This window comes from Emticicia sp. 17c (assembly GCF_037153985.1).
Taxonomy (GTDB): Bacteria; Bacteroidota; Bacteroidia; order Cytophagales; family Spirosomataceae; genus Emticicia.
Window position 1 is genome coordinate 88,608 of the sequence record NZ_JBBAYI010000016.1, and the last position, 9,937, is coordinate 98,544.

A 9,937-nucleotide genomic window follows, 5' to 3' on the forward strand; every position below is an offset into this window, starting at 1 on the left:
AACAAACCTATTTATACCCAATCTCGTATGGCTAAGAAGAAATACGCGCAGAAGGCAGACAAACCAGCAAAAGAAATTATTGATACACCACAGGTAGCTACTCCTTCACCTATTCCTGATTTTTTATCGTATAAAAGTTCATTTTATATCTTGCTAGTGCTTTTAGTACTGGCCAATTTCTGGGTATTTAAAGATTTTCTGCTAGGTAAAAAGGTATTTCTTTATAAAGATATAGGTAGCGATACACTGAACCAGATTTATGCCTTCGCTAAAATGATTATCGAGACCATCGAAAAAGATGGCATTCCGAAATGGTCTTTTCAGCAAGGGTTGGGGCAGTATGTAGCTCCTTTTAATCTGGGTAATCCGTTTCATTGGCTTATTTATCTGTTAGGGAAAGATAACCTGCCATATTCAATCGCATTGGTCGAATTTATAAAATTTATCAGCGCAGGTTTGCTATTCTATGCCTATTTAAGACAACTGTCATTAAGCGCGCTAGCTTGTATTCTTGGCGGGCTTGTTTATGGGTTATCAGGTTTTTTGAGTATCAGTTCAGGCTGGTTTAACTTCTTTACAGGGTGGGCCGTGGAACTAAGTTTCTGGTTATTTGCGCTAGAGTACCTGTTAAGAGGCAAAGGCTGGTATTATATGCCCATAGCCATAGCCCTTGTTGCTATTGACCAACCTTTTAACCTGTTTCTTATTGGTGAGTTTTCTATTGTTTATGTTATTTCATGGTATTTCTTTCAGGAGCATATAAAGCTAAACACTTATCTGATTAATATAGGCAAATTAATAGGTTCGGGTTTGTTGGGCTTGCTTATGGGCGGTATTATGTTTGGTGCTAACATATTTACGATGCTTAACAGTCCGCGTGTGTCAGGTGGGTCATCTTATTTCGATACCCTCACCAGCCGCCCTCCTTTACAACCCGTTGATGCCTTACAGGCGGGTACTATTGTTTCGCGTTTTTTTGGTAACAACCTTTTAGGGGCAGGAAATAACTACAAAGGCTGGACCAATTACATGGAAGCTCCAACGTTTTATCTGGGTTTGCTTGGTTTGTTACTTTTTCCACAAGTATTTCTATTGCTGAAAGATAAATTCAGGAAAACGGCTGCTACCGTAGCTACGCTGGTTGCAATTATTATTCTTTTCCCGTTTTTCAGATATGCCTTCTGGGGTTTTACGGGTGACTATTATCGTTTGTTGTCTTTGTTTATAGGCATTACCATACTTTTGGCGGGCTTATGGGTGATTTCTGAAATGGAAAAAGGCAAAAAAATAAACCTTATCCTTTTAGGGGGTACTGTTGTTTTCTGGGTAGCATTGCTTTCAATTAATTATACCGACGATTGGAATACTGTAATGGTAAGCTCAGAAAAAGTAAAAGCAATGCTTACTTTTATAGTATTAACGGCCCTGTTACTGACATATCATTTTACACGTAAGAATCTGGTAAAATATCTTATTGTGGCTATTACGTTTATTGAAGCAACAGGAGTAACTTATGCAACTCTGAACAAGCGAGACATCATCACGGCATCGGAGTGGAAAGAAAAATCTGGGTTTAATGATTACTCAAATGAAGCTGTTCAGTATTTAAAAGAGCGTGATAAATCGTTTTATAGGGTTGAAAAAGATTATTCTTCAGGTACGGCCATTCATGTAAGTACCAACGACCCAATGGTACAAGGCTATAACGGAACTACTGTTTATACGGCTTTTAACCATAAAAATCAGGTTAGTTTCATGGCTGGTTTAGGTATGATTAACCCTAAACAGGAGTTTGAAACACGCTGGCTATCGGGTATTCGTAACCGCCCCTTTGTGCTGGGGCATGTAGGAGTTAAATACGTGTTATCGAGAGATGTTATCCCTTTTAAAAATTTTGGGTATGATTCTCTGACCACCGTTAATGATATAAAGGTGTTTTCAAACCCGAATGCCTTGCCTATGGGTTTTACGTATGATGGTTATATGACCCGCGCTAACTTTGAGAACTTATCAATGCTACAAAAAGACCTTGCATTGATGCAGGCTTTTGTGGTTGAAGATAAAGAAAAAAGTACTTTCGGGCAGCTAAGAGAAGTAAAAGACTCTACCTCCGTATTAACTTTGGAACAGGTAAAACTGCTATCAGATAACCTCAAGAAAGAAGCGTTGAACATTAAGCAGTTTTCAAATAATAATTTTGAAGGTGACCTTACCTTGAGTACGCCAAAATTGTTGTACTTATCAATTCCTTACGATGAAGGCTGGAAAGTGTGGGCCAATGGGCAGCCGCAAACAACCAGAAAAGTTACCTATGGTATGACAGGCGTATTACTCGATAAAGGCAAACACAATATTACTATGAAATATGAGCCACCTTACGAAAAAGCAGGTATCTGGGCAACATTGGGCGGTTTGTTAATTTATGCAGGCTTATTGGCTTGGTCGTTTATGCAAAGGAAGAAAAGCATGGGAATACAACAAAGTTAGAAATTATATTATGGGGAGTTCTTTAACCTAATTTTAATGTAATGCGAAAGAATTTAGTTAGAAAAATAGTTATTTTGCATAAAATCTGATTTCCATGCCTGTACGAAAAAACGCCGCTACTTCGTTCATTTTAATTACAGTTTTAATAGATTCTATTGGTTTTGGAATAATTATTCCAGTTCTGCCATCATTAATTTCGGAACTTGCTCATGTAGATACGAGTGGTGCAGCGCAATATGGAGGATTCTTGTTTGCTGCGTATTCGGTTATGCAATTTATTTTTTCGCCAATTGTTGGTGGGTTAAGCGACCAGTACGGGCGTAGACCTGTATTGCTAGCATCGCTTTTTGGTTTCGGTCTCGACTACCTGTTATTAGTGTTTGCTCCCTCAATCAATTGGTTGTTTGTAGGTAGAATCATTGCCGGTATTATGGGTGCAAGTTTTACCACAGCCGCAGCTTATATGGCTGATATAAGTACGCCTGAAAAAAGAGCGCAGAATTTTGGAATGATAGGTGCAGCTTTTGGTTTAGGTTTTATTATTGGTCCCAGCATAGGAGCCATAGCGAGCCAATATGGTATTCGTGTGCCATTTATGGTGGCAGGAGTATTAACCATACTTAACTGGTTGTACGGTTTTTTTGTACTGCCAGAATCGTTGAGTGCTGAGAACCGCCGCAAATTTGAGTGGAAACGAGCAAATCCGATAGGTGCCAGTATGAATCTGCGTCGTTTCCCGATGCTCACAGGTTTAGTAACCGCTTTGTTTCTGGTATATATATCAAGTTTTTCTACACAAGGCACTTGGACTTACTTTACCAAAGAAAAATTTAACTGGTCGGATCAAGAAATTGGCTGGTCGTTAACTTTTGTAGGTTTCATGATAGCTTTAGTACAAGGTTTTCTGACCCGTATCCTGATTCCTAAGTTAGGAACCCGAAACGCTATTTATGTAGGTTTTGTTTTTTCAATTCTGGGGTCTCTTGCCTATGCTTTTGCCTCCGAACCATGGATGATGTATGCCATTATGGTTCCGTTTTCGCTTGGCGGATTAGCGGGGCCTGCCATGCAAGGAATTATTTCGGGGCAAGTGCCGGCTAATGAGCAAGGTGAATTGCAGGGGTCGTTAACAAGCCTCAACAGTATTGCGGCCATCATCGGCCCTGTTTTAATGACAAACCTGTTTTATCAGTTTACGGGTAAAAATGCACCTGTGTATTTTCCGGGCGTACCATTTCTGGCATCGGTAGTATTAACGACGATAAGTTTTATTTTAATCATAATTACCCTGAAAAAGCACAATACGAAGGTTGATCAAGCCGAAAAAGCTAAACACTAAGGTATTTCATGAGCATATCATAGCGTTCTTGCTCTATACTATCAACAGGTTCATGCGCGTATGCACCTTCTACTATATAGCCGAAGCGTTCGAGTGTAGCAACAATAGAAGAAATGTTCTGACGATTAATTTTTAGGGTAAGCCTTGAAGTATCGTCACCTGTATATTGATTTCCTGAAAAATAGCTACTTAAAATTTTAGCATTATCTGATTCTATCAGGCGGCTTATTTCTGCCAACGAATAGTCACGGTTATTAATAGCAATGACCATTACTGCGCCTGGCTCCTGCGTACCCAGAAGCTCACCAAACTTGTTATAGATTTCATTAGCTGTAATAGTGCCAACAAAAATCTCTTCTTCGTCTACCACTCCCAGTATTTGTAAATGGTATTTTGAGATAAGGCCCAAAGCCTCATATAAATGTTGGTAATCGAAAATGTAAACGTCTGAATATTGAGGCATTATCTCAGAAAGAAGCAAATCTTCATCATAATTCAGCAATATATCTTCGCTCATGATACCGAGGTATCTTTCATTGTCGACAACCACCAATTGTCCAATACGATTCTCTTCCATCCAGTTTAAAGCATCACCAACAGTATCGCTTAGCTTCAAAATGGGTAATTCGTGGTTGATAATTTGAGCAGCCGTCATTTGTTTTATTTTTATAATATATTTCTAAAGCTAACGAAGAAATATTCATAAAAAATTATGCCAAGACCTCTGTCTGTACTTTGTCAAGAAACTTGGCAAGATATTTATTAAATTCTTCGGGTTGCTCCATCATAGGGGCATGGCAACATTTGTCAATAAAATATAATTCAGAATTTTCTATCAAACGATTAAATTCAAAACCAACGTGTGGCGGTGTAATGGTATCGTTCAAGCCCCATATCAGGCACGTAGGTACTTTAATATTGGGTATCTCTTTAGCCATGTTGTGGCGTTGCGCCGATTTGGCTATCTGCACGATATTCATACATTTCGGAATACTTGAGGTAATCTCAAAACACTCGTCAATAAGTTCCTTTGTGGCAGTTTTTGGGTCATAGAACGTATAGGCTACACGCTCACGGATGTACTCATAGCTACCTCGTTTCGGGAAAGACCCCCCCATGGTGTTTTCAAATAAACCCGAACTGCCCGTAAGTACTAATGCTCTTATGGTATCCTGATGTGCCAGTGTATATAACAAACCTACATGGCCTCCTAATGAATTACCTAATAATATAATATCATTGAGTTGTTTAAAAGCAATAAATCTTTCAATAAAAGCCTGCAAGCCATCTAAACTTGCCTGACGCATGGGCATATCATAGATAGGCATTACAGGAATAACAATCCTGCAACGATGTCTGAAACCTTCTATTACATCGTCGAAGTTACTTAATGCACCAAATAACCCATGCAAGATGAGTAAGGTATCGCCGCTACCCTCATCAATATATTTAAACTCGCCCTCTTGTTGTACTTGATAATTCATCCTCTTTTAATAAAATTCTAAAGTAAGATTTAGTATGGTTTGATAAAGACTTAATTATTGAAATACTTATATATTTGTGCTTTCTAATGACAAAATAGTGGTTTAAAATTGAATTTTCAAAACTTTTATATTAAAAACGAAAAATAGACATTAAAAGTTTATGAATGATTTTTCAACGGTGATTATCGGAGGGGGCGTTTCAGGATTAACCTGTGCAAAGTATCTGTATGATAAAGGAATGAGTTTCCTTATTCTTGAAGGGTCAGACACGCTCGGCGGGCGGGTACGTACTGATAGGGTAGAGGGTTTCAGGCTCGACAGGGGCTTTCAGGTGTTATTGACCAATTATACAGAAGCACGTAAAATACTGAACTATAATGATCTGGACCTCAGATATTTTGATTCGGGAGCGTTGATAAAAGCAAAGAAAGGATTCATGAAAGTGCAAAATCCTTTCAAGAATAAAGCCGCCTATTTTTCAATGGCTTTTTCGTCGGTAGGTTCATTGAGCGATAAACTTAAAATCAGAAAACTCGCCAAACAAGTGGCTGATATTCCTGATGAGGCGTTTTTCTCTATGAGCGATACAGATACCCTTACTTTTCTGAAAGAATACGGTTGGAGTAACCAGATGATTAATAACTTTTTCAGGCCGTTTTTCGGAGGGGTATTCCTTGAAAACGACCTGAGCACCTCAAGTAATTTTTTTCAGTTTGTATTTAAACAATTTTTTAAAGGCGAAGTGGCTTTGCCTTCAGACGGGATAGAGGAAATACCCAAACAGATGTCTGGTATGTTACCCAAAGAACAAATCCGCCTGAATGCACCTGTAAAGTATATTGAAGGGAATCAGGTGTTTCTGGAAGGAGGGGAGGTAATAAGTGCCGACCGTGTTGTAATAGCCACAGACCCCCATACAGCAGCTAATCTTTTAGGAGAAGACACCGCCTATCAGTATCAGATAAATACTTGTACTTATTTTTCGGCCGAGTACTCACCCATGAAAAATCAGCGGTTTATTATTCTGAATCCTGACAGAAAAGGAGTGGTACATAATATCTGTGTGCCTTCTGATATTTCGCCCAAATACGGAGCCGCAGGCAAAGCCCTGATTTCGGTAAGTACGCAGGGTTTAGATAAAATCGATGAAAGGCAACACATTGCACGTATTAAACGAGAGCTTTTTGAGTGGTTTGGGGCTCAGGTAAATGTATGGCAACACTTGCGAACCTACCACCTAACCGAAGCATTAGTAAAGTTTCAGGCAGGAACAGAAAAACAAAACCTGAAACTGGGCGAAAACCTTTATCGTTGTGGTGATTATCTGGCCTACCCATCATTAAACGGAGCTATGCAAACAGGCCGTGAGGTAGCAGAAATGATAAGCGAGATTTAAAAAATATTCTGACAGTATCTATTCAAAACCTATATACATCTATGAAAAAAATATACACCTTCCTGTTGGTTTGCTACTTTATGGCAGGCCATGCACAGCAAAAATATCTGACACTTTCTAAAGAGGTGTTGCACGATAAAATAAAAGGAGGTTGGGCAGGCCAGACCATTGGCGTAACTTTCGGAGGGCCAATGGAGTTCCGGTATAACGGCACCATTATCAATGAGTACCAGCCTATTCCGTGGTATGATGGGTATCTGAAGAAAACCATGCTTGAGAACCCGGGCTTGTATGATGACCTATATATGGACCTCACCTTTGTTGATGTTTTTGAAAAAGAAGGGCTTGATGCACCCGTTGAGTCTCATGCCAAAGCCTATGCCAATGCCGGATATGCCCTTTGGCATGCTAATCAGGCAGGGCGTTACAATATATTACATAACATTATGCCTCCGCAGTCGGGGCATTGGTTACATAACCCCCATGCCGACTGTATCGATTATCAGATTGAATGTGATTTTGCAGGGTTGATGTCGCCCGGAATGCCTAATACAGCATCCAGAATTTCTGATAAAATAGGGCATATCATGAACTACGGCGACGGCTGGTACGGAGGGGTTTTTCTTGGCGCTTGTTACACATTGGCGTTTACTTCTAATAATATCGAGTATATTATTAATGAAGCCCTGAAAACAATTCCGAAGCAAAGCGAGTATTATAAATGTATTGCCGATGTAATTAAGTTCTATAAAATGTATCCGAACGACTGGAAAAAAACATGGTATGCTTTGCAGGAACGTTGGTCAGAAGATATTGGCTGCCCCGACGGAGTTTTCACTCCTTTTAATATTGATGCCAAACTGAACTCGGCTTATGTAGTTTTAGGTTTATTATATGGTAAAGGTGATTTCACGAAGACCATCGAGATAACCACCCGTTGTGGGCAGGATGCCGATTGTAATCCATCGTCGGCCTGTGGAATTCTGGGAACTATGTTAGGTTACTCAAAAATACCCGCTTATTGGAAAATAGGTCTGAAAGAAGCAGAAGATATTGATTTTAAATACACCACTATTTCGTTGAACGATGTATATGAAATCGGCTTAAAACACGCCTTGCAGACTATTGAACGAAATGGCGGTAAAGTTTCGGGCAATAAGGTAAGCATTCTGGTACAAAAACCTGAGGTTGTTCGGTTTGAGCAGAGCTTTGAGCAGGTGTATCCGGTAGATAAAATATTTGTTTATAAAAGTGTGAAAGACCAATACGCCTTTGATTTTGAAGGAACAGGCGTAGTAATGAAAGGAGTAGCAGAGAAAAAAGATAAAGAAACCAAAGAGGCAATACTGAACGTAGAAGTTTATATTGATGATAAACTGGTTGAAACCGTAGAAATGCCTACTGAATTTCGTACCCGTAAGCATGAGATTTTCTGGAATTACCAATTACCTAAAGGCAAACATAAAGCTGTATTGAAATTATTGAATCCTTCGGCTCAATATGATTTACGGCTCAATGATATTATCATATATAATGACCAGCCCAATACTGCCGATAACCAGACGATTTACCGATTTGGGCAACCGCGTAAAATTAAACCTTAGTTAATAAGTGGGGTCTAACGTATATGTTGAGCAATAAAAGTACGTTAATAGTAAAAACATAAATAATCAGACAACTCATGAAAAAAGCAATTATCAGTCTCGTCGCTCTGGCAATGTCGATAAGTATGACATTCGCTCAAACCGCAGAAGATGTTTTAAATAAATATATGGAAGCTACCGGTGGGAAATCTCTCTGGGAGGGCGTAAGCAATTATTCTATGAAACAAAGTTATAGAAGTGGCAATGCCTCTGACTATGACATGGACGTAAAAGCCTCTTTTGCCGATGGTTCTATGTCAAAAGCTAAAACCATTCTGAAAAGAACATTTATATATGGTATAAAAGGAAATGAAGGTTGGCTAAAAGTACCGCTCGGAAGTAGTGACAAAGCTACTCAGTATGAAACCAAAGACCTGAGCCAGAAAGAACAAGAAAATATGCGCAGAGAGTTAAAAGAATTGGTATTGCCTTTCTGGGACTATCAGAAAAAAGGATACGTGGCTACTTTGGTAGGTGCTGAAACTTTAAACGGTAAAAAAGTAACACAAGTAGAGTTAAATGGTAAAGGAGTAAAATATAACCTTTATTTCGACCAAGAAACAGATTTACTTGTAAGAAGAAAACTAACCCTTGCCAGCGGAGAAATAATCACCGAAGATTACACAAGTTATGCTACTTCGCCTTACGGAATAAAATACCCTTCTGAATCAACCTACACCAGTAGCGTTGAAAAAAGAACTGTGAAGGTAACAACAAGCATAGTCTTTAATGATAATATTGCCCCAGCGGCATTTGCCAGATAAACAAAACAGGCTCGGTTTCAAAACCGAGCCTGTTTTATGTTGCCCCTTTGCTGTTTGCATTATTTTTTCCATCCAGTGTTTTGTTCTTTCGCTGAGAACTTGATTTCTCCTCATGTTTCTGTGAAGCCTCCTCAATGGAGTGGGAAATAAAAGCATCATCTTCTTTTTCGGCCAGTTCGGCCAGCTTTCTATAAAACTTCTTGGCTTTGTCGAGTTCATCTTCTGTTAAATCCTCAATATCAATTAATCGGTTACTGGCTTTTTCACTTGAAGCAATCAGTTCGTTTAATTTGATTTGCAAGGCAATAGTATCTTTGTTCTGCGATTGCTGAATAATAAACACCATCAGAAACGTAATAATAGTAGTACCCGTATTGATAACCAATTGCCAGGTATCAGAAAAACTAAACAGCGGCCCTGAAACCGCCCAGATAATAATTACTAAAAAAGCACTTACAAAGGCATACGGGCTTCCGGTAGCTTTGGTTACCTTTTTGGAAAACTGGTCGAAGAAACCAAAAATCCCTTTTTTATTTCGTTTCATTGTTAAATGATTTGTATGATGGATGGTATATAAACTTAGAATCTTACGTTAAAATAAGTATTCTAAAAAACTGTTCCACCCCATATCTGGTGCTTATGCCGTGCTGGTAGCAGATAATTAAGGAATAAGACTTAAGTTTTACATATAACAAAACCAAGAAATAATATAAACGTTTTGTTTGGTGCAACTTGTAAATAGCTGTAAATAAGAGGAGTAAGTTGGTGGGCTAAAAAAACTTTTGAGAGGGGTCTTGACAAAGGCAAAAAAGTGCCGTACCTTT

At 38.9% G+C, this 9,937-nt stretch carries 8 protein-coding genes; 5 read left to right on the forward strand and 3 right to left on the reverse strand.

Going from position 1 to position 9,937, the window contains the following annotated elements:
- The first annotated feature begins 27 nt into the window (after nt 1-27).
- Together WAA15_RS22700 and WAA15_RS22705 are read left to right on the forward strand one after the other, a co-directional pair.
- Nucleotides 28-2,487, forward strand: coding sequence for a YfhO family protein (locus tag WAA15_RS22700; protein WP_337045138.1), 2,460 nt, complete (start codon nt 28-30; stop codon nt 2,485-2,487).
- 94 nt (nt 2,488-2,581) lie between these two features.
- Nucleotides 2,582-3,826 (forward strand): TCR/Tet family MFS transporter, encoded by a 1,245-nt coding sequence (locus WAA15_RS22705; RefSeq protein WP_337045139.1) that lies wholly within the window; start codon nt 2,582-2,584, stop codon nt 3,824-3,826.
- Here WAA15_RS22705 and WAA15_RS22710 read toward each other — a convergent pair.
- The gene (locus tag WAA15_RS22710; protein ID WP_337045140.1) at nt 3,816-4,481 is read right to left on the reverse strand and encodes a CBS domain-containing protein; all 666 of its coding nucleotides are present in this window, start codon (nt 4,479-4,481) and stop codon (nt 3,816-3,818) included. The two genes, WAA15_RS22705 and WAA15_RS22710, sit on opposite strands and share 11 nt — an antisense overlap.
- 55 nt (nt 4,482-4,536) lie before the next feature.
- The gene (locus tag WAA15_RS22715; RefSeq protein ID WP_337045141.1) at nt 4,537-5,310 is read right to left on the reverse strand and encodes an alpha/beta fold hydrolase; all 774 of its coding nucleotides are present in this window, start codon (nt 5,308-5,310) and stop codon (nt 4,537-4,539) included.
- A 160-nt stretch (nt 5,311-5,470) separates the two neighbouring features.
- On the opposite strand from WAA15_RS22715, the gene WAA15_RS22720 reads away from it, so the two are divergent.
- The 3 genes from WAA15_RS22720 to WAA15_RS22730 all read left to right on the forward strand — a co-directional run bounded on the left by WAA15_RS22720 (nt 5,471) and on the right by WAA15_RS22730 (nt 9,113).
- Entirely contained in the window at nt 5,471-6,706 is a 1,236-nt protein-coding gene (locus WAA15_RS22720; RefSeq protein WP_337045142.1) for an NAD(P)/FAD-dependent oxidoreductase, read from the forward strand.
- Nucleotides 6,707-6,747: 41 nt separating this feature from the next.
- A complete protein-coding gene (locus tag WAA15_RS22725; RefSeq protein WP_337045143.1) occupies nt 6,748-8,310 on the forward strand; it encodes an ADP-ribosylglycohydrolase family protein in 1,563 nt (520 codons plus the stop codon).
- Between the two features lie 77 nt (nt 8,311-8,387).
- Nucleotides 8,388-9,113, forward strand: a complete 726-nt coding sequence (locus WAA15_RS22730) for a hypothetical protein (RefSeq protein ID WP_337045144.1) — start codon at nt 8,388-8,390, stop codon at nt 9,111-9,113.
- Between the two features lie 34 nt (nt 9,114-9,147).
- On the opposite strand, the gene WAA15_RS22735 is transcribed toward WAA15_RS22730, so the two are convergent.
- Nucleotides 9,148-9,657 (reverse strand): low affinity iron permease family protein, encoded by a 510-nt coding sequence (locus WAA15_RS22735; protein WP_337045146.1) that lies wholly within the window; start codon nt 9,655-9,657, stop codon nt 9,148-9,150.
- Between the last annotated feature and the right edge of the window lie 280 nt (nt 9,658-9,937).

Bases quoted from the DNA above. Each gene is read 5' to 3' on its own strand.
- WAA15_RS22700 (WP_337045138.1), top strand. From the start codon at position 28: ATGGCTAAGAAGAAATACGCGCAGAAGGCAGACAAACCAGCAAAAGAA.
- WAA15_RS22705 (WP_337045139.1), top strand. From the start codon at position 2,582: ATGCCTGTACGAAAAAACGCCGCTACTTCGTTCATTTTAATTACAGTT.
- WAA15_RS22710 (WP_337045140.1), bottom strand. From the start codon at position 4,481: ATGACGGCTGCTCAAATTATCAACCACGAATTACCCATTTTGAAGCTA.
- WAA15_RS22715 (WP_337045141.1), bottom strand. From the start codon at position 5,310: ATGAATTATCAAGTACAACAAGAGGGCGAGTTTAAATATATTGATGAG.
- WAA15_RS22720 (WP_337045142.1), top strand. From the start codon at position 5,471: ATGAATGATTTTTCAACGGTGATTATCGGAGGGGGCGTTTCAGGATTA.
- WAA15_RS22725 (WP_337045143.1), top strand. From the start codon at position 6,748: ATGAAAAAAATATACACCTTCCTGTTGGTTTGCTACTTTATGGCAGGC.
- WAA15_RS22730 (WP_337045144.1), top strand. From the start codon at position 8,388: ATGAAAAAAGCAATTATCAGTCTCGTCGCTCTGGCAATGTCGATAAGT.
- WAA15_RS22735 (WP_337045146.1), bottom strand. From the start codon at position 9,657: ATGAAACGAAATAAAAAAGGGATTTTTGGTTTCTTCGACCAGTTTTCC.